This is a genomic window from Streptomyces sp. NPDC001770, from assembly GCF_053596135.1.
On record NZ_JBSFFN010000001.1, the window covers coordinates 396283 to 416087 of the forward strand.

17 protein-coding genes, 4 tRNA genes and 1 pseudogene are annotated in these 19805 nt (G+C 69.6%); 18 read left to right on the plus strand and 4 right to left on the minus strand.

The annotated features are described in order from the left end of the window. The first annotated feature begins 174 nt into the window (after positions 1-174). Positions 175-256: transfer RNA gene (locus tag ACWCSV_RS01725), tRNA-Tyr, on the plus strand. A 127-nt stretch (positions 257-383) separates the two neighbouring features. Here the strand turns inward: ACWCSV_RS01725 and ACWCSV_RS01730 are convergent. After that, entirely contained in the window at positions 384-1040 is a 657-nt protein-coding gene (locus ACWCSV_RS01730; protein ID WP_451137875.1) for an SDR family oxidoreductase, read from the minus strand. Between the two features lie 56 nt (positions 1041-1096). Continuing rightward, entirely contained in the window at positions 1097-2398 is a 1302-nt protein-coding gene (locus tag ACWCSV_RS01735; RefSeq protein ID WP_451137876.1) for an amidohydrolase family protein, read from the minus strand. A 361-nt stretch (positions 2399-2759) separates the two neighbouring features. Between ACWCSV_RS01735 and ACWCSV_RS01740 the strand changes: the two genes are divergently transcribed. The 8 genes and pseudogenes from ACWCSV_RS01740 to ACWCSV_RS01775 all read left to right on the plus strand — a co-directional run bounded on the left by ACWCSV_RS01740 (position 2760) and on the right by ACWCSV_RS01775 (position 7671). Next, positions 2760-2832, plus strand: a tRNA-Thr gene (locus ACWCSV_RS01740). A gap of 46 nt (positions 2833-2878) precedes the next feature. Continuing rightward, a tRNA-Met gene (locus tag ACWCSV_RS01745) sits at positions 2879-2951 on the plus strand. Between the two features lie 89 nt (positions 2952-3040). After that, entirely contained in the window at positions 3041-3205 is a 165-nt protein-coding gene (gene rpmG / locus ACWCSV_RS01750) for a 50S ribosomal protein L33 (protein WP_003956487.1), read from the plus strand. Between the two features lie 128 nt (positions 3206-3333). Then, positions 3334-3786, plus strand: coding sequence for an FAS1-like dehydratase domain-containing protein (locus ACWCSV_RS01755; protein ID WP_450774673.1), 453 nt, complete (start codon positions 3334-3336; stop codon positions 3784-3786). Continuing rightward, positions 3786-4214: a MaoC family dehydratase gene (locus ACWCSV_RS01760; RefSeq protein ID WP_328721255.1), complete on the plus strand. Its 429-nt coding sequence runs from the start codon at positions 3786-3788 to the stop codon at positions 4212-4214. The genes ACWCSV_RS01755 and ACWCSV_RS01760 overlap by 1 nt, the downstream gene beginning before the upstream one ends. 130 nt (positions 4215-4344) lie before the next feature. After that, positions 4345-4878, plus strand: a pseudogene (locus ACWCSV_RS01765) (TetR/AcrR family transcriptional regulator); the annotation flags it as partial. 226 nt (positions 4879-5104) lie between these two features. Continuing rightward, a complete protein-coding gene (locus tag ACWCSV_RS01770; protein WP_451137877.1) occupies positions 5105-6544 on the plus strand; it encodes a DHA2 family efflux MFS transporter permease subunit in 1440 nt (479 codons plus the stop codon). 71 nt (positions 6545-6615) lie between these two features. Next, entirely contained in the window at positions 6616-7671 is a 1056-nt protein-coding gene (locus ACWCSV_RS01775) for a UDP-N-acetylmuramate dehydrogenase (protein ID WP_451137878.1), read from the plus strand. 18 nt (positions 7672-7689) lie between these two features. On the opposite strand, the gene ACWCSV_RS01780 is transcribed toward ACWCSV_RS01775, so the two are convergent. Together ACWCSV_RS01780 and ACWCSV_RS01785 are read right to left on the minus strand one after the other, a co-directional pair. After that, on the minus strand, positions 7690-8712 hold the full coding sequence (locus ACWCSV_RS01780; protein ID WP_451137879.1) for an adenosine deaminase: 1023 nt from the start codon (positions 8710-8712) through the stop codon (positions 7690-7692). A gap of 135 nt (positions 8713-8847) precedes the next feature. Then, entirely contained in the window at positions 8848-10074 is a 1227-nt protein-coding gene (locus ACWCSV_RS01785) for a pyridoxal phosphate-dependent aminotransferase (protein WP_451137880.1), read from the minus strand. 279 nt (positions 10075-10353) lie between these two features. Here ACWCSV_RS01785 and ACWCSV_RS01790 point away from each other — a divergent pair. The 9 genes from ACWCSV_RS01790 to rpoB all read left to right on the plus strand — a co-directional run bounded on the left by ACWCSV_RS01790 (position 10354) and on the right by rpoB (position 19723). After that, positions 10354-10426 (plus strand) — tRNA-Trp (locus tag ACWCSV_RS01790). 106 nt (positions 10427-10532) lie between these two features. Continuing rightward, positions 10533-10817 (plus strand): preprotein translocase subunit SecE, encoded by a 285-nt coding sequence (secE, locus tag ACWCSV_RS01795; protein ID WP_327176216.1) that lies wholly within the window; start codon positions 10533-10535, stop codon positions 10815-10817. 73 nt (positions 10818-10890) lie between these two features. Next, complete coding sequence (gene nusG, locus ACWCSV_RS01800; protein WP_451137881.1) at positions 10891-11781, plus strand: transcription termination/antitermination protein NusG; 891 nt, start codon at positions 10891-10893, stop codon at positions 11779-11781. 177 nt (positions 11782-11958) lie between these two features. Next, on the plus strand, positions 11959-12393 hold the full coding sequence (gene rplK / locus ACWCSV_RS01805) for a 50S ribosomal protein L11 (protein ID WP_073740413.1): 435 nt from the start codon (positions 11959-11961) through the stop codon (positions 12391-12393). A gap of 82 nt (positions 12394-12475) precedes the next feature. Then, on the plus strand, positions 12476-13198 hold the full coding sequence (gene rplA / locus ACWCSV_RS01810; RefSeq protein ID WP_390959982.1) for a 50S ribosomal protein L1: 723 nt from the start codon (positions 12476-12478) through the stop codon (positions 13196-13198). Between the two features lie 180 nt (positions 13199-13378). After that, on the plus strand, positions 13379-14293 hold the full coding sequence (locus ACWCSV_RS01815; protein ID WP_451137882.1) for a hypothetical protein: 915 nt from the start codon (positions 13379-13381) through the stop codon (positions 14291-14293). A 320-nt stretch (positions 14294-14613) separates the two neighbouring features. Continuing rightward, positions 14614-15171 carry a 50S ribosomal protein L10 gene (gene rplJ, locus ACWCSV_RS01820; RefSeq protein WP_327176212.1) on the plus strand — a complete coding sequence of 186 codons (558 nt, stop codon included), beginning with the start codon at positions 14614-14616 and terminating at the stop codon, positions 15169-15171. Positions 15172-15253: 82 nt separating this feature from the next. Beyond that, complete coding sequence (gene rplL, locus ACWCSV_RS01825) at positions 15254-15637, plus strand: 50S ribosomal protein L7/L12 (RefSeq protein WP_450774656.1); 384 nt, start codon at positions 15254-15256, stop codon at positions 15635-15637. 600 nt (positions 15638-16237) lie between these two features. Beyond that, positions 16238-19723, plus strand: coding sequence for a DNA-directed RNA polymerase subunit beta (rpoB, locus tag ACWCSV_RS01830; RefSeq protein ID WP_451137883.1), 3486 nt, complete (start codon positions 16238-16240; stop codon positions 19721-19723). The last annotated feature ends 82 nt before the right edge of the window (positions 19724-19805 follow it).

Sequence of the window (19805 nt, forward strand, 5' to 3'; positions counted from 1 at the left end):
CCTTGCGTCGTGATCGGTCGTAAGCGTGGGATGCAATGCGATGCAGGAGAAAGCCTAAAGGCTGGTCCCGCGTCCGGACGCTGATCAATCGAGTGGCGGAGCACCCCTGAGCATCGGGTATCGTTTACGTCGTCGCCAAGGAGTTCCCCAGCGGGGCTCCGAAGTGATGTTCGAGGCGGTGTGCCCGAGTGGCCAAAGGGAGCAGACTGTAAATCTGCCGGCTCAGCCTACCCAGGTTCGAACCCTGGCGCCGCCACCGAACGGGAAGCCCCCGTCCACAGCAATGTGGACGGGGGCTTTCTTCATGTCCGGGGGCTTTCGTGCGGATGGCCGCGCGTGGACCTGCGGCGGGGTTCCGTACCGCCGCCGCAGGCCCCGCCCGCTCAGTTCCCCGAGACGTTCCTGACCGCGACCGCCACCGGCACGTTGCCGGAGATCAGCTCCAGGGTCAGACCCGCCGTGCTCGGAGTGTCCAGCAGCTCCACGAGGGCCGCCGCCACGTCGTCGCGGGGGACCGGGCCCCGGCCGGTGGAGGGGGAGAGCAGGACCAGGCCGGTGCCGGCGTCGTCGGTGAGCAGGCCGGGGCGGAGGATCGTCCAGTCGAGCCCGGAGCGCGCCCGCACGGCGTCGTCCGCCGCGCCCTTCGCCCGCAGGTACACGTCGAAGACCTCGTCGCCCGGGTGCGAGGCGTCGGCGCCCATGGCCGAGACCATGACGTAGCGCCGTACGCCCGCGCGTTCGGCCGCGTCGGCGAAGAGCACCGCCGCGTCCCGGTCCACCGTGTCCTTGCGCGCGGCGCCGCTACGGGGGCCCGCGCCCGCCGCGAAGACCACGGCGTCGGCGCCCCCGAGCACCTCGGCCACCTCGTCCACGGAGGCCGCTTCGAGGTCGAGCACGGCGGCTCGGGCACCCACCGCCTCCAAGTCCCCGCGTTGACCCGGATCGCGGACGACACCGACCGCCTCGTCCCCGCGCGCGGCGAGCAGGCGCTCCAGCCGCAGTGCGATCTGACCATGTCCACCTGCGATGACAATGCGCATGGTCACGACCGTACGCCGGACCGGGCCCGGCCGCCCGGAGCGCGCCCGGCTCCTGGTCAACCCGGACCCGGACCGGGGGCCGGCCGACCCTGGCGCGGCAGCCCGTACGGTTCCGGCAGCTCCGAATCGCAGTACTCGCGCACCGCGCTCGTCCGGGCCACGATCCGCCCCCGGTGCACCACGATCCGGCTGTACGCGAGCGAGAGCACGCCCGCCAGGCCGTCGCCGCGCACGGCGAGGAGTTCGGCCGGGGCGCCCGCCTCCACCCGTACTTCGGGCAGCCCCATCGCCTGCCGGGCGGTGTTCGCGACGGCGTCGTACGCGGTTCTGACGGGCAGTCCGTGCTGCGAGGCCAGCAGGTACGCCGCCTCCAGCGGGTCCCCGCGCCCGACCGGGTTGACCGTGTCGCGCAACGCCCCGCTGCCCGCCGCCACGCTCACCCCGGCCGCGCGCAACAGGCGCACGGGGGCGGTAAGTCGGCGCTTCGTACCCGAGCAGCAGCCCTGGGGCAGACAGACGACCGCCACGCCGGCCGCGGCGAGTTGACGGGCCGCCCGTCCCGCGGTCTCCGGCGGCAGCCGCGAGAGGCCGCCGCAGGGGCCGATGGTGACCCTCGGCCCCTGCGGTGAGGATCCGGCCCCCGCCTCCGGGCCCGGACCCGCCCTCAGGTCGGCCGCCATCGCGGCGAACCGGGCCACCCGGGCGGGGTCGGACGCGTCCATGTGCAGGTCCACCGGGAGCCCGTGCTCGGCGGCGACGGTGAGGGCCCGCTCCGCGTGCCCGTCCGGGTCGGGGTCGAGGTCCGGGCGCCCGCCGATCACGCCCGCGCCCATCGCGACGGCGTCCCGGAGCAGAGCCGCGCCGTCCCCGCCGGAGGCTCCGGTGAGGCGTCGGGGGACCGCCACGGGCGTCAGGTCGGTCAGCGCGCGCAGCGCGTACCGGGCCTGCAGGACGGCCTCCAGCGGCGCGAGGCCCTGCGTGCCGCCCACCCGGACGTGGGTGCGCAGCGCGGTCGCGCCGTGGCCCAGCTGGAGCAGGGCGGCCTCGGTCGCGCGCCGGCGCAGGTCCTGGGGGCCGCGCGGGTCACCGTCGCAGTCGGAGGCGGTGAGGGCGGTGTCGCCGTGGGCGTGGGGTTCGGCGGGGGCGGGGAGCAGCAGGTAGCCGCGCAGGTCGACCCGCGCGCCCCGGGCGCCGAGGCTGCCGGGGTCCCCGACGGCCTCGATCCGCGTCCCCGCCACCCGTACGTCCACCGTGCGGCCGTCGGTGAGCCGTGCGCCGCACAGCAGGAGCGGCTCGGGGGCCGCGCCGGGGCCGTCCGCCGGGTCGTGGTCGGGTCGCCCCGGCCGGCTGTCGGGCATCGCGCTCCTGGGAGGGGTGGTGGTCTCGCCACTGGGGGGTGGTGGTCCCGCCACGCTCCGACAGCCGCCGGAACGGTGCCGGAACGCGCCGGAACGGCCGTTTTCAAGATCGAACCGGCCCGAGCCTAGGGCGGAGTCCGACCTGTCCCAGGGAGGAGCGAAATAGTCATACCGGCGAGGCGGTGCGGGGCGCCCCGGACGGAAGGGTTCCGTGGGGCGGCTGTGGCTCCGCGCCCCGGGACTCAGCCCCTGATCAGAGGCCTGGCGGGGCCTCCGGGACGCCTCCGGCAGGGCCCGCGAGGGGGGGCGCGGAAACGGATTTGGGGGATCGGCGGAGAACCGTGTAATGTCTTCCTCGCTCGCCCCAATAGCTCAGTCGGTAGAGCGTCTCCATGGTAAGGAGAAGGTCTGCGGTTCGATTCCGCATTGGGGCTCTGGTGATCGGGAAACCCTGCTTCGGCAGGGGGACCTTTTCATCAAAGCGGTGTAGCTCAGTCGGTAGAGCAAGCGGCTCATAATCGCTGTGTCACCGGTTCAAGTCCGGTCACCGCTACAAACGGTAGCCGATTGTGGGGTCGGTCCTTCGATCGGCTACTCTTTTATGCGTTCATCCGTCCATCCGTCCGTCTTAGGAGCACTCACGTGGCTGCCACCGACGTCCGCCCGAAGATCACGCTGGCCTGCGTGGAGTGCAAGGAGCGGAACTACATCACCAAGAAGAACCGGCGTAACAACCCGGACCGTCTTGAGATGAAGAAGCACTGCCCGCGCTGCAACTCGCACACCGCGCACCGCGAAACGCGCTGAAACAGGCTCGTACACGAGGCCGTCCCCACTGGGGGCGGCCTCGTGTCGTTGTACGGGGTCGTGGGCTGGTTTCATCGACTCGACTTCCCTCGACCCCTTTTTTCACTTCATCAGGAGGTAGCGAGCTCATGGCGCTCGACCAGTCCTTCGTGGGGCGGACCTATCCGCCCACCCCGGCGTACGAGGTCGGCCGGGAGAAGATCCGCGAGTTCGCCGAGGCGGTGGGCGACACCCATCCGGCGTACGTCGACGCGGAGGCGGCCCGTGCGCTCGGTCACCCGGACGTGATCGCACCGCCCACCTTCGTCTTCTCCATCACGTTCAAGGCCGCCGGGCAGGTCATCGAGGACCCGCAGCTGGGGCTCGACTACAGCCGGGTCGTGCACGGTGACCAGAAGTTCGCCTACGCGCGCCCGGTGCGGGCGGGGGACCGGCTGACGGTCACCTCGACGATCGAGCGGATCAAGTCGATGGCCGGGAACGACATCCTGGACATCCGCGGCGAGGTCCACGACGAGTCCGGCGCGCACGTCGTGACGGCCTGGACGAAGCTGGTGGCGCGAGCCGCCGAGGAGGCGTGATGACGGCGAAGGTCGCTTACGAGTCGGTCGAGGTCGGTACGGAGCTGCCGTCCCGTTCCTTCCCGGTCACCCGGGCCTCGCTGGTGCGGTACGCGGGCGCGTCCGGCGACTTCAACCCGATCCACTGGAACGAGAAGTTCGCGGTCGAGGTCGGGCTGCCGGACGTCATCGCGCACGGCATGTTCACCATGGCCGAGGCGGTCCGGGTGGTCACGGACTGGGCCGGCGACCCGGGTGCGGTCGTCGAGTACGGCGTGCGCTTCACCAAGCCGGTCGTCGTGCCGAACGACGACAAGGGCGCGCTGATCGAGGTCAGCGGCAAGGTCGCCGCCAAGCTGGACGACAACCAGGTCCGGGTCGACCTGGTCGCCGTGTGCGACGGCCAGAAGGTGCTGGGCATGTCCCGCGCCGTGGTCCGCCTCGCCTGAGCACCCGGTACGGGCCGCCCGCGGCCGCACGGGAAGGGGCATCCGCTTCGGGGGGTGCCCCTTCCGCGTGTCCCGGGCGCACCCCTTGACGTAGTTAGTGATTGGGCAATAACTTACGCCCATGGTGAGGATGAGTGCGGACGAGCGGCGCGAGAGCGTCATCCACGCGGCGATCACCGCGTTCGCCCGCGGCGGGTACGACGGCACGTCCACGGAGACGATCGCACGGGCCGTCGGCGTCTCGCAGCCGTATCTCTTCCGTCTGTTCCCCAGCAAGCAGGCGATGTTCCTCGCCGCCGCCGAACGCTGCCTGGCGGACACCATGAGCATCCTCCTGGAGGCGGGCGAGGCCGAGGACGCCGCCCAGTGCATGGCGGCGGCGTACGGGCGGCTGCTCGCCGAGGATCCCGACAAGCTGCTCATGCAGATGCAGACGTACGCGGCCGTCGCGGCGGCCGAGGCGTCCGGGGACCACGAGTTCGGCGTCTCGGTGCGGGCCTGCTGGGCGCGCATGTGGGACGAGGTCCACCTCGCGCTCGGTGCCGACGACGGGGAGACCAAGAACTACTTCGCCCACGGCATGCTCATCAACACCCTCACCTCGCTCGGCTTTCCCGTCGGCCACCGGGTCTGGTCGTCCATCTGGGACTCCGCCCGCCCGGTGTCCGGCGACACCGGGAAGACCGGACCCGCCGGCGCGGAAACCGAAGCCGGCGCGGAAGCCGGCGCGGAAGCCGACGCCGACCCCGGCCCGGTCCCCGGGGCCGGTCCGCTCCCCGACTGAGAACAGCGCGACCAGGGCTCCGTCGGGCAGCGCGTCCGGGGGCGGCCCGTTCTCCGCCCGTAGAAGTTAGTAATCAATAACTAATCACCAGTCATCAGGGGGAACCATGAACCAGCCCACGCCCACAGCCCTGCGCGGGGGAGCCCTCTGGGCTCTTGTCGTCACCAGCCTCGCCAGCTTCATGGCGGCGCTCGACAACCTCGTCGTGACCACGGCCCTGCCGTCCATCCGCGTGAGCCTCGGCGGCGGGCTGAAGGAGCTCGAATGGACGGTGAACGCCTACACGCTCACCTTCGCCGTCCTCCTGATGACGGGTGCGGCCCTGGGCGACCGGTTCGGCCGCCGCCGGCTCTTCCTCGTCGGGCTCTCCGTCTTCACCGGCGCCTCCGCCGCCGCGGCCCTCTCGCCCGGCATCGGTGAACTCATCGCCTTCCGGGCGGTCCAGGGCGTCGGCGCCGCGATCATGATGCCGCTCACCCTCACGCTCCTCACGGCGGCCGTCCCGGCCGCGCGCCGGGGCGCGGTGCTCGGCATCTACAGCGCGGTCACCGGCCTGGCCGTGGCGAGCGGACCGCTGATCGGCGGCAGCATCACCGAGCACATCTCCTGGCAGTGGATCTTCTGGCTGAACGTGCCCGTGGGCCTCGTCCTGCTGCCGCTGGCCCGGCTGCGGCTGACGGAGTCGTACGCTCCCGACGCCCGGCTGGACGTCCCGGGCACCCTGCTGGTCAGCTCCGGCCTCTTCGGGATCGTGTACGCCCTCGTCAGCGCCAACTCCGAGGGCTGGACCAGCGCACCCGTCCTCACCGGTCTGATCGCCGGAAGCGTGCTCCTGGCCGGCTTCGTCGTCCACGGATTCCGGGCGAAGCGCCCGATGCTCCCCATGCGGCTCTTCCGCAGCCGGGCCTTCTTCGGCATCAACATCGCGAGCCTGCTGATGTTCCTCGGGATGTTCGGCTCGATCTTCCTGCTCAGCCAGTTCCTGCAGAGCGCCCTCGGCTACTCGCCCACCGAGGCCGGGCTGCGGATGCTGCCCTGGACCGGCATGCCGATCCTGGTCGCGCCGGTCGCCGGCTACCTCAGCGACCGGTTCGGCGGCCGTCCCATCGTCGTCACCGGGCTCGCGCTCCAGGCGGTGGGCCTCGCGCTCTTCGCCCGGGTCCTCAGCCCCGACGTCGCCTACACCGCCCAGCTGCCCGGCCTGATCATCGGCGGCGTCGGCATGGCCATGTACTTCGCGCCCGCCTCCGGCCTCGTCATGTCCAGCGTCCGGCCCGGCGAGCGGGGCATCGCCTCCGGCGCCAACAACGCGCTGCGGGAGGTCGGCGGCGCCCTCGGGGTCGCCGTACTGGCCTCCGTCTTCTCCGCGCGGGGAGGCTTCGGCTCCCCGCAGCAGTTCACCGACGGGACCGTGCCCGCCGTGTGGATCGGCTCCGGTGTGGTGGCGCTCGCCGCACTGGTCGCCCTGCTGGTGCCGGGCCGCAGGGGCGGCCCGGCGGTCCCGGAGCCCGAGTCCACCGCCCCGGGCGTCCCCGTCCCGGCCTGACCGCCGCACCCGCCGTCGTACGGTCCGCGCCCCCGCCCGGCCGGCAGGGGCGCGGACCGTACTCTGGACCCGTGCAGGTACTCCACGACGCCCCCCTCGCCCCCCTGACCACCTTCCGGCTCGGCGGCCCGGCCACCCGGCTCGTCACCGCGACGACCGACGCCGAGGTGATCGCGGCCGTCCGCGAGGCCGACGACGCGGGCACCCCGCTGCTGATCGTCGGTGGCGGCTCCAACCTGGTCATCGGCGACAAGGGCTTCGACGGCACCGCCCTGCGCATCGCCACCACCGGCTTCGAGCTCACCGGTACCCGCCTTGAACTCGCGGCCGGCGAGGTCTGGACCGATGCCGTGGCCCGTACCGTCGAGGCCGGGCTCGCGGGCATCGAGTGCCTCGCCGGAATCCCCGGCTCCGCCGGTGCCACGCCGATCCAGAACGTGGGCGCCTACGGCCAGGAGGTGTCCACCACCATCACCGAGGTCGTGGCCTACGACCGGCGCACCGGTGAGACGGTCACCCTCACCAACGCCGCGTGCGGCTTCTCGTACCGGCACAGCACCTTCAAGCACCACCCCGACCGGTACGTCGTTCTGCGCGTCCGCTTCGAACTGGAGGACGCGGGCGGTCAGTCGGCGCCCGTCAAGTACGCGGAGACGGCCCGCACCCTCGGCGTCGAGCCCGGCGACCGGGTCTCGGCCGCCACCGCCCGGGAGACCGTCCTCGCGCTCCGCGCGGGCAAGGGCATGGTGCTGGACCCCGAGGACCACGACACCTGGTCCGCCGGCTCCTTCTTCACCAACCCGGTCCTCGACGACCGGGAGTACGCGGACTTCCTCGCCCGTGCCGCCGAACGCCTGGGCCCCGACGTCACCCCGCCCGCCTACCCGGCCGGCGACGGGCGGACCAAGACCTCGGCCGCCTGGCTGATCGACAAGGCCGGTTTCACCAAGGGGTACGGCACCGGTCCCGCCCGCATCTCCACCAAGCACACCCTCGCCCTCACCAACCGGGGCGAGGCCACCACCGAGGACCTGCTCGCCCTCGCCCGCGAGGTCGTGGCCGGGGTGCGCGAGGCGTTCGGCGTGACCCTCGTCAACGAGCCGGTGACGGTCGGCGTCAGCCTCTGACGCGGTCGCCCGGGCCGCTCAGGCGGCCGGAGCGGCCAGCCAGCCGTCGATCCCGTCCAGCAGCCCGCGCCGCACGTCCTCCGGGGCCACCGAGCCGCGCACCGACTGCCGGGCGAGTTCCGCCAGCTCCTCGTCGGTGAAGGCGTGGTGCTTGCGCACCAGGTCGTACTGGTCCGCCAGCCGGGCGCCGAAGAGCAGCGGGTCGTCCGCGCCGAGCGCCATCGGCACCCCCGCCTCGAACAGCGCCCGCAGCGGCACGTCGCCGGGCTTCTCGTAGACCCCCAGCGCCACGTTGGACGCCGGGCAGACCTCGCAGGTGATCCCGCGCTCCGCCAGCCTCCGCATCAGCCGGGGGTCCTCGGCGGCCCGCACCCCGTGCCCGATCCGGTACGCGTCCAGGTCGTCCAGGCAGTCCCGGACGCTGGAGGGACCGGCCAGCTCGCCGCCGTGCGGGGCCGCGATCAGCCCGCCCTCGCGGGCGATGGCGAAGGCCCGGTCGAAGTCCCGGGCCATGCCCCGGCGCTCGTCGTTGGAGAGCCCGAACCCGACGACTCCCCGGTCCGCGTACCGCACCGCCAGCCGGGCCAGCGTGCGGGCGTCCAGCGGGTGCTTCATCCGGTTCGCCGCGATCACCACCCGCATCCCCAGCCCGGTCTCCCGGGAGGCGCTGTCCACGGCGTCCAGAATGATCTCGATCGCCGGGATCAGACCGCCGAGCAGCGGTGCGTACGAGGTGGGGTCGACCTGGATCTCCAGCCAGCCGGAACCGTCGGCGACGTCCTCCTGCGCGGTCTCCCGCACCAGGCGCTGGATGTCCTCCGGCTCCCGCAGGCAGGACCGGGCGATGTCGTAGAGCCGCTGGAAGCGGAACCAGCCCCGTTCGTCGGTCGCGCGCAGTTCGGGGGGTTCACCACCGGTGAGGGCCTCGGGCAGGCGCACGCCGTACTTGTCGGCGAGTTCGAGCAGGGTGGTCGGCCGCATCGACCCCGTGAAATGCAGGTGCAGGTGGGCCTTGGGCAACAGACGTACATCACGCTCCATTGGAAGATCCTGCCGCACCCACGCCCCGGAGCGGAAGCCGCTCCCCCTTTCGAGGAGGGGGCGAACAGAAAAGCGCCCCCGGCCCGGGACATGAAGTCCGCGGGCCGAGGGCACCCTGCCGTGTTCGGCGCCAGGTCAGTCGCGTGCCTCCGCCAGCAGCTTCTGGATCCGCGAGACGCCCTCGGCCAGGTCGTCGTCGCCCAGCGCGTAGGAGAGCCGGAGGTAACCCGGCGTGCCGAAGGCCTCACCCGGTACGACGGCGACCTCGGCCTCGTCCAGGATGAGCGCGGCCAGCTCGACCGAGCTCGCCGGGCGCCGGCCGCGGATCTCCTTGCCGAGCAGGGCCTTCACCGAGGGGTACACGTAGAACGCGCCCTCGGGCTCGGGGCAGAGGACCCCGTCGATCTCGTTGAGCATCCGCACGATCGTCCTCCGCCGGCGGTCGAAGGCGGTCCGCATCTCGGCGACCGCGTCCAGCGGCCCGGAGACGGCGGCCAGCGCGGCGGCCTGGGCGACGTTGGAGACGTTCGAGGTGGCGTGCGACTGGAGGTTGGTCGCTGCCTTCACGATGTCCTTCGGGCCGACGATCCACCCCACCCGCCAGCCGGTCATCGCGTACGTCTTGGCGACACCGTTGACCACGATGCACTTGTCCCGCAGCTCCGGCAGGAGCGCCGGCAGCGAGGTGAACTTCGCGTCGCCGTAGACGAGGTGCTCGTAGATCTCGTCGGTCAGCACCCACAGCCCGTGCCCGACGGCCCAGCGGCCGATCGCCTCGGCCTCGGCCTCGGTGTACACCGCGCCGGTCGGGTTGGACGGCGAGACGAACAGCACGACCTTCGTCCGCTCCGTGCGGGCGGCCTCCAACTGCTCGACCGTGACCTTGTACCCGGTGGTCTCGTCGGCCACCACGTCCACCGGCACACCGCCGGCCAGCCGGATCGACTCCGGGTAGGTGGTCCAGTACGGAGCCGGGACGATGACCTCGTCGCCCGGGTCGAGGACCGCCGCGAAGGCCTCGTAGATGGCCTGCTTGCCGCCGTTGGTCACCAGGACCTGCGAGGCGTCGACCTCGTAGCCGGAGTCGCGCAGCGTCTTCGCCGCGATCGCCGCCTTGAGCTCCGGCAGCCCGCCCGCCGGGGTGTAGCGGTGGTACTTCGGGTTGCGGCACGCCTCGACCGCGGCCTCGACGATGTAGCCGGGCGTCGGGAAGTCGGGCTCACCGGCACCGAACCCGATCACCGGACGGCCGGCTGCCTTGAGGGCCTTGGCCTTGGCGTCGACGGCGAGGGTGGCGGACTCGGAGATCGCGCCGACGCGGACGGAGACCCGGCGTTCGGACGGAGAAGTTGCAGCGCTCATGCCCCCCATGGTGCCTGACCGGGACCCCCCTCGGCGCGGCTGTTCCGACGGCCGGACAGGGCCCTGCGGGGCCTCGTACGGGCCCTGGCCAGGGCCGGAACGAGACCCCCGGGATGCCCCGGGACACGCCCCGCCGACCCCCGTCAGGATGGCCCGCTCAACTTCTGTTCGACGCGGAGCCCATGAACACGTACACTCACCTGTCGTTGGCCTTCACCAGCCGCACCGGAATGACTTCCTGGTCACCAGGGGACATGCGGTAGGTTGGGGAAACCACAAAGGGTCGTAGCTCAATTGGTAGAGCACTGGTCTCCAAAACCAGCGGTTGGGGGTTCAAGTCCCTCCGGCCCTGCTACACACTCCTTCGCCAGGATGTGTGCGCATGTACGTACTTCATTGCACAGCCGTGCGGCTCCACCGGGCGCGGCACGGCCACGACCCGGAATCAGGTGAGTAGCGTGACGGACGCCGTGGGCTCCATCGACATGCCTGATGCTGAGGATGAAGCGCCCGAGTCGAAGAAGGCTCGGAAGGGCGGCAAGCGCGGCAAGAAGGGCCCCTTCGGCCGTCTCGCGCTCTTCTACCGTCAGATCATCGCCGAGCTGCGCAAGGTCGTCTGGCCCACGCGCAAGCAGCTGAGCACGTACACCACCGTGGTGATTGTGTTCGTAGTCGTCATGATTGGTCTCGTTACCGTGATTGACTTCGGATTCCAGCGGGTCATCAAGTACGTCTTCGGCTGATCCCGCGGAGGGCGCCTCACCGGCGCCCCTTTCGCATGTTCCACCCATTTGTATCCAGGAAGAAGCAGCCATCGTGTCTGACCCGAACCTGAACGACGCCGCCGAGTCCGGGACGGACGCCTTCGAGTCCGCCGAGGACCAGCACGACATCGTTGAGGCCTCGGAGTCCGAGTCCTCCGAGTCCTCGGACCAGGTCGAAGCTGCTGACGAGAGCGCTGAAGCCGAGCTCGACGCCGACGAGACCGACGACGCCGACGAGGCGCTCGCCGCCGAATCCGACGACGACGAGCCCGCCGGGGACGACGCCGACGAGGAGTCCGAGGAAGCCGCCGAGCCGGCCGCCCCCGTCGACCCCGTCGCCGCCCTGCGCGAGGAACTCCGCACCCTGCCCGGCGAGTGGTACGTCATCCACACGTACGCCGGGTACGAGAAGCGCGTGAAGGCCAACCTGGAGCAGCGCGCCGTCTCGCTCAACGTCGAGGAGTTCGTCTACCAGGCGGAAGTCCCCGAGGAAGAGATCGTCCAGATCAAGAACGGCGAGCGCAAGAACGTCCGCCAGAACAAGCTCCCGGGCTACGTCCTGGTGCGCATGGACCTGACGAACGAGTCCTGGGGCGTCGTCCGCAACACGCCCGGCGTCACCGGCTTCGTGGGCAACGCCTACGACCCGTACCCGCTGACCCTGGACGAGATCGTGAAGATGCTCGCCCCCGAGGCCGAGGAGAAGGCCGCCCGCGAGGCCGCCGAGGCCGCGGGCAAGCCGGCTCCGGCCCGCCGGGTCGAGGTCCAGGTGCTCGACTTCGAGGTGGGCGACTCGGTCACCGTCACCGACGGCCCGTTCGCGACGCTGCAGGCGACGATCAACGAGATCAACGCCGACTCGAAGAAGGTCAAGGGCCTCGTCGAGATCTTCGGCCGCGAGACCCCGGTCGAGCTCAGCTTCGACCAGATCCAGAAGAACTGACGGTTTCCGTCCCCTTTCTGGACACATGCCTACCGAGCAGGTCAGACAGGCTTCGCAGCCGGTCTGACCTGCTCGGTTTTTGGTTGCGCAGCTATACCCGTTATCGTTGTGCGGTATGCCTCCGTCCGGATGACCGGAATGGCGGCGAAACACTCTCACTAGGACCCGGAGAGAGCAATGCCTCCCAAGAAGAAGAAGATCACGGGGCTTATCAAGCTCCAGATCAACGCCGGTGCCGCCAACCCGGCCCCGCCGGTCGGCCCCGCGCTGGGTCAGCACGGCGTCAACATCATGGAGTTCTGCAAGGCCTACAACGCCGCGACCGAGTCGCAGCGTGGCATGGTCGTGCCGGTGGAGATCACGGTCTACGACGACCGCTCCTTCACCTTCATCACGAAGACTCCGCCGGCCGCCAAGCTGATCCTCAAGGCCGCTGGTGTGGACAAGGGCTCCGGCGAGCCGCACAAGACCAAGGTCGCCAAGCTGACGGCCGCCCAGGTCCGCGAGATCGCCACGACCAAGCTCCCCGACCTGAACGCCAACGACCTCGACGCCGCGTCGAAGATCATCGCTGGCACCGCCCGTTCCATGGGCATCACGGTCGAAGGCTGAGTCCAGCCTTCCAGGCCTCAAGTGGTAGGACCAGGCGCTGGTCCGCACCACGACTCCACACTCTGAACACACAGGAGCAGCAGTGAAGCGCAGCAAGAACCTCCGCGCTGCGGACGCGAAGATCGACCGGGAGCGCGTCTACGCCCCGCTCGAGGCCGTCCGTCTCGCCAAGGAGACCGCGACCACCAAGTTCGACGGCACCGTCGAGGTCGCCTTCCGCCTGGGCGTTGACCCTCGCAAGGCCGACCAGATGGTCCGTGGCACCGTGAACCTCCCGCACGGCACCGGCAAGACCGCCCGGGTCCTGGTCTTCGCGACCGGTGACCGTGCTGCGGCCGCGGAAGCCGCGGGCGCCGACATCGTCGGCTCCGACGAGCTCATCGACGAGGTCGCGAAGGGCCGCCTGGACTTCGACGCCGTCGTCGCCACCCCGGACCTCATGGGCAAGGTCGGCCGCCTCGGCCGCGTGCTCGGTCCGCGTGGTCTGATGCCGAACCCGAAGACCGGCACCGTCACCCCCGATGTCGTCAAGGCTGTCAACGACATCAAGGGCGGCAAGATCGAGTTCCGCGTCGACAAGCACTCGAACCTGCACTTCATCATCGGCAAGGTCTCCTTCGACGAGACGAAGCTGGTGGAGAACTACGCCGCCGCGCTGGAGGAGATCCTCCGTCTGAAGCCGTCGGCCGCCAAGGGCCGCTACATCAAGAAGGCCGCACTGGCCACCACGATGGGCCCCGGCATCCCGCTGGACTCGAACCGCACCCGTAACCTCCTCGTCGAGGAGGACCCGGCCGCCGTCTGAGCCACCGTGCTCACCAGGTAGCCGCGTCACGCGTGTAGATGGGCCCTGCAACCATTCGGTTGCGGGGCCCGTCTTCGTATCCGGAGCGGTTCGGCGGTACGGGGCCGCATCGGTCGCTGTCGGTCCCCTGTGCAAGGGTGCACGGGTGGGACGCCAGTACGTACGAGGGGTGGGGCAGTGATGACGAGCAGGACACTGCGGCGCGTGTGCGCGTCGGTCGTGACGGTGGTGGCGCTGTCTTCGGTGGCGGCGTGCAGCGGGTCGGACGAGGCCGCGGGTTCCGCCGGCAAGAACGGCGACAGGAGCCCGGCCGGTGCCGCGGTCGCCGTGTCGCCGATCGCCGCCCTCAAGAAGGTGCGGCAGAAGAGCGACGGCGTCTCGTCCGCCAAGGTGGAGAGCACCGTCGACATGGGCACCACCATGTCGATGGCGATGTCCGGGACGATGGACTGGTCGAACGGTCTCACCGGGGACGTCTCCGTCCGGTACACCGGCGGCTCCATGGGATCGGCCATGGCCAAGATGGGCGAGGACGGCTCGGTCCGGACGGTGTACCTGAAGGACGCCTATTACCTGAACATGGGCGACGCCTTCGCCGCCGCCCTCGGCGGCAAGCACTGGGTCCGGTACGCCTACGCCGATCTCGCCGCACTCACCGGCGCCTCCGGCGAGGCGCTGCAGAACCAGGTGCAGAACACCACGCCACTGGAAGCCGTGAAGACGCTGCTGGCCGCCGGCGACGTGAAGAAGGTCGGCGTGGAGGACGTCCGGGGCGTTTCCGCCACTCACTACTCCGGAGTCGTCGACGCCGCCGCGATCACCGCGAAGGCCGGCGCCCTCGACGCGGAGCAGACCGCGGAGCTCAAGGCGCAGCTCGACAAGGCCGGCATCACCACGGAGACGATCGACCTGTGGGTCGACAAGAACGACCTGCCGGTGAAGAAGACCGAGCGGGCCGAGAGCGCCGCCGGCGACGTGAACACCACCGTCTTCTACAGCGGGTACAGCACCCCGGTGAGCGTCCAGGCGCCCGCGGCGAGCGACACGGCGGACTTCACGGAGATCGCGGGACAGGCCCAGACCGCCACCTCCTGACCCTTTCCCGACGCCCTCCGGTGGCCTGCGGGGTGCGGGCGCAAACCTCCCGCACCCTGCGGATTCCGGACGGATTTGCCCCGCGCGGTCCCGGTCGCGTACGCTCCTTGAGAAGCCAAAGACCGCTGGTCGTTGGTGTGCCTTCGTCAGAAGGGACATCGACCGAAGGTTCCGTACAGACGGACGACCTGCGCAGGTGACTGTGGATCTGCTCCCGGACTCGTGCCGGTCGAGCCGCGCCCTGGCACTTGTGCTGGGGCGTTTCGTCTTTCCCGGCCCCTTCTGAGCGGTCCTCATCACCCGGAAGGAGGCCGACGCTCATGGCAAGGCCCGACAAGGCTGCCGCGGTAGCCGAGCTCGCGGACCAGTTCCGCAGCTCGAACGCCGCCGTGCTGACCGAGTACCGGGGTCTCACCGTGGCCCAGCTCAAGCAGCTGCGCCGTTCGCTCGGTGAGAACGCCCAGTACGCCGTGGTGAAGAACACGCTGACCAAGATCGCGGCCAACGAGGCCGGGATCGACACGCTGGACGACCTGTTCGCAGGCCCGACGGCGGTTGCCTTCGTCACCGGTGACCCGGTGGAGTCGGCGAAGGGTCTTCGTGACTTCGCCAAGGACAACCCGAACCTCATCATCAAGGGCGGTGTCCTTGACGGCAAGGCGCTGTCCGCCGATGAGATCAAGAAGCTCGCGGACCTCGAGTCCCGCGAGGTTCTGCTCGCCAAGCTGGCAGGTGCACTGAAGGGCAAGCAGTCTCAGGCTGCGGCGCTCTTCCAGGCGCTCCCCTCGAAGTTCGTCCGCACCGCGGAAGCTCTTCGTGCCAAGAAGGAAGAGCAGGGCGGTGCCGGTACGCCGGCGCCCGCCGAGGCTGCCGAGTAACCACTCAGCGGTCCAGCGGGCCCTTCGTACGCCCGCCGACATATACATCCGGCACCTGCCGACTTAGTGGAAGGACGCCATCATGGCGAAGCTGTCCCAGGAAGAGCTGCTCGAGCAGTTCGAGACCCTGACCCTCATCGAGCTGGCCGAGTTCGTCAAGGCGTTCGAGGAGAAGTTCGACGTCACGGCCGCCGCCCCGGTCGCCGTTGCCGCCGCCGGTGGCGCCGGTGTCGCCGCTGAGGCCGTCGAGGAGCAGGACGAGTTCGACGTCATCCTCACGGGTGCCGGCGAGAAGAAGATCCAGGTCATCAAGGTCGTGCGTGAGCTGACCTCCCTCGGCCTGAAGGAGGCCAAGGACCTCGTCGACGGCGCCCCGAAGCCCGTCCTCGAGAAGGTCGCCAAGGAGGCCGCTGAGAAGGCCGCCGAGTCCCTCAAGGGCGCCGGCGCGTCCGTCGAGGTCAAGTGACCTCACGAGTCTTCTGACTCTCCTGTGACGTCCCTGCCGTGAGGCGGGTCCGTCGCGAACGCGAAGGGCGATCACCCGACCGGGTGGTCGCCCTTCGGCGTACCCGAGGCGGCTGCCTTGCTCTTCGGCCGGTGGGTAGTAGGGTGATCATCGCCGTACGCCTCCTGAGGGCGTCGGAGAGGACCTCCGAGCCGCGGACGCGGCCACAGGAGGTGTGTGCGGGCCGGGGGGCCTTGACGAACCGCACGCGGCGCGCAATTCTCAGGACGCGTCTTCATCTCGGTCCGTATCCGAGGCATGGATCGAGAGCGAAGCGGGAAGTAAAGAAGCGCGCGGCACACGCCGCGCGAGGGCTGAAAAGGTGTTGAGAACAGCTGTTGACAGCGACGCGGGTCTCTGAGAACCCCGACTGGACATCAGTGTGCCGCTTGGCTACACTGTCCCTTTGCGCTGCCTGTTAGCTGCCTCCTGCCCGTCACCAGGGGCATGCCCACGCTTGAGCATCGATGACAGATCCTCCCTGAACTGGGATTTCCGTCCTCGTGTCGGCATGGGACCGGTACGCGCGTAGTGAGTCCGAGCCCTCGGAAGGACCCCCTCTTGGCCGCCTCGCGCAACGCCTCGACCGCGAATACGAACAACGGTGCCAGCACCGCCCCGCTGCGCATCTCCTTTGCAAAGATCAAGGAGCCCCTCGAGGTTCCGAACCTCCTCGCGCTGCAGACCGAGAGCTTTGACTGGCTCCTCGGCAACGCCGCCTGGAAGGCTCGCGTCGAGGCTGCTCTGGACAGTGGACAAGACGTCCCCACCAAGTCCGGCCTGGAGGAAATCTTCGAGGAGATCTCCCCGATCGAGGACTTCTCCGGGTCGATGTCGCTCACGTTCCGCGACCACCGATTCGAGCCCCCGAAGAACTCGATCGACGAGTGCAAGGAGCGCGACTTCACGTTCGCCGCCCCGCTCTTCGTCACCGCCGAGTTCACCAACAACGAGACCGGCGAGATCAAGTCTCAGACGGTCTTCATGGGCGATTTCCCGCTCATGACCAACAAGGGCACCTTCGTCATCAACGGCACCGAGCGTGTCGTGGTGTCGCAGCTCGTCCGTTCCCCCGGCGTCTACTTCGATTCCTCGATCGACAAGACGTCCGACAAGGACATCTACTCCGCCAAGATCATCCCTTCCCGGGGTGCCTGGCTGGAGATGGAGATCGACAAGCGCGACATGGTCGGTGTCCGCATCGACCGCAAGCGCAAGCAGTCGGTCACCGTCCTCCTGAAGGCTCTCGGCTGGACGACCGAGCAGATCCTGGAGGAGTTCGGCGAGTACGAGTCGATGCGCGCCACCCTGGAGAAGGACCACACCCAGGGCCAGGACGACGCGCTGCTCGACATCTACCGCAAGCTCCGCCCGGGCGAGCCGCCGACCCGCGAGGCCGCTCAGACGCTGCTCGAGAACCTCTACTTCAACCCGAAGCGCTACGACCTCGCGAAGGTCGGCCGCTACAAGGTGAACAAGAAGCTCGGCGCCGACGAGCCGCTGGACGCCGGCGTGCTCACCACCGACGACGTCATCGCGACCATCAAGTACCTGGTCAAGCTGCACGCCGGTGAGACCGAGACGGTCGGCGAGTCCGGACGTTCGATCGTCGTCGAGACCGACGACATCGACCACTTTGGCAACCGCCGCCTGCGCAACGTCGGCGAGCTGATCCAGAACCAGGTCCGTACGGGTCTCGCCCGTATGGAGCGCGTCGTGCGTGAGCGCATGACGACCCAGGACGTCGAGGCGATCACGCCGCAGACCCTGATCAACATCCGGCCGGTCGTCGCCTCCATCAAGGAGTTCTTCGGCACCAGCCAGCTGTCGCAGTTCATGGACCAGAACAACCCGCTGTCGGGTCTCACCCACAAGCGCCGCCTGTCGGCACTTGGCCCGGGTGGTCTCTCCCGTGAGCGGGCCGGCTTCGAGGTCCGAGACGTGCACCCGTCCCACTACGGACGCATGTGCCCGATCGAGACCCCTGAAGGCCCGAACATCGGTCTGATCGGTTCGCTCGCCTCGTACGGCCGCGTCAACGCGTTCGGCTTCATCGAGACGCCGTACCGCAAGGTCACCGACGGCCAGGTCACCGACGAGGTCGACTACATCACGGCCGACGAGGAGGACCGCTACGTCATCGCCCAGGCGAACGCGACCCTCTCCGACGAGCTGCGCTTCACCGAGCCCCGCGTCCTGGTCCGCCGCCGCGGCGGTGAGGTCGACTACGTGCCGCCGGCCGAGGTCGACTACATGGACGTCTCGCCGCGCCAGATGGTGTCCGTCGCCACCGCGATGATCCCCTTCCTGGAGCACGACGACGCCAACCGTGCCCTCATGGGCGCGAACATGATGCGCCAGGCCGTCCCGCTCATCAAGAGCGAGGCGCCCCTCGTCGGCACCGGCATGGAGTACCGCTGCGCCACCGACGCAGGTGACGTGCTGAAGGCCGAGAAGGACGGTGTGGTCCAGGAGGTCTCCGCGGACTACATCACCGTCACGAACGACGACGGCACGTACACCACGTACCGCATCGCCAAGTTCATGCGCTCCAACCAGGGCACCTCGGTCAACCAGAAGGTCGTCGTCTCCGAGGGCGACCGGGTCGTCGCCGACCAGGTGCTCGCCGACGGACCGGCCACCGAGAACGGTGAGATGGCCCTGGGCAAGAACCTGCTCGTGGCGTTCATGCCGTGGGAGGGTCACAACTACGAGGACGCGATCATCCTGTCGCAGCGCCTCGTGCAGGACGACGTCCTCTCCTCGATCCACATCGAGGAGCACGAGGTCGACGCCCGTGACACCAAACTCGGCCCGGAGGAGATCACCCGGGACATCCCGAACGTCTCCGAAGAGGTCCTCGCCGACCTCGACGAGCGCGGCATCATCCGTATCGGTGCCGAGGTCGTCGCCGGCGACATCCTCGTCGGCAAGGTCACGCCCAAGGGTGAGACCGAGCTGACCCCCGAGGAGCGCCTGCTCCGCGCGATCTTCGGTGAGAAGGCGCGCGAGGTGCGCGACACCTCGCTGAAGGTGCCGCACGGTGAGATCGGCAAGGTCATCGGCGTCCGCGTCTTCGACCGCGAAGAGGGCGACGAGCTGCCGCCGGGCGTGAACCAGCTGGTCCGCGTCTACGTCGCGCAGAAGCGCAAGATCACCGATGGTGACAAGCTCGCCGGCCGTCACGGCAACAAGGGCGTCATCTCGAAGATCCTGCCGATCGAGGACATGCCGTTCCTGGAGGACGGAACCCCGGTCGACATCATCCTCAACCCGCTGGGTGTCCCGTCCCGAATGAACCCGGGACAGGTCCTGGAGATCCACCTCGGCTGGCTCGCCAGCCGCGGCTGGGACGTCTCCGGCCTCGGTGACGAGTGGGCCCAGCGGCTCCAGGCCATCGGCGCCGACCAGGTCGCCCCCGGCACCAACGTCGCCACGCCCGTCTTCGACGGTGCGCGCGAGGACGAGATCAGCGGCCTGTTCAACGCCACGATCCCGAACCGCGACGGCGACCGCCTGGTCCAGCCCTCCGGAAAGGCCAACCTGTTCGACGGCCGCTCCGGTGAGCCGTTCCCGGACCCGGTCTCGGTCGGGTACATGTACATCCTCAAGCTGCACCACCTGGTCGACGACAAGCTCCACGCTCGTTCGACCGGCCCGTACTCCATGATCACCCAGCAGCCGCTCGGTGGTAAGGCTCAGTTCGGTGGTCAGCGCTTCGGAGAGATGGAGGTGTGGGCCCTTGAGGCTTACGGCGCCGCGTACGCCCTCCAGGAGCTGCTGACGATCAAGTCCGACGACGTGACCGGCCGCGTGAAGGTCTACGAGGCCATCGTCAAGGGCGAGAACATCCCTGAGCCGGGCATCCCTGAGTCCTTCAAGGTGCTCATCAAGGAAATGCAGTCGCTCTGCCTCAACGTGGAGGTGCTGTCCTCGGACGGCATGTCCATCGAGATGCGCGACACGGACGAGGACGTCTTCCGCGCGGCGGAGGAACTCGGTATCGACCTGTCCCGGCGCGAGCCGAGCAGCGTCGAAGAGGTCTGACGGGTAGGCCGGCCGGATCCACGTGATCCGGCCGGCCCTCCCGGGACCCGTTCAGACCATTGCTGAAGTGCCCCATCTCCAC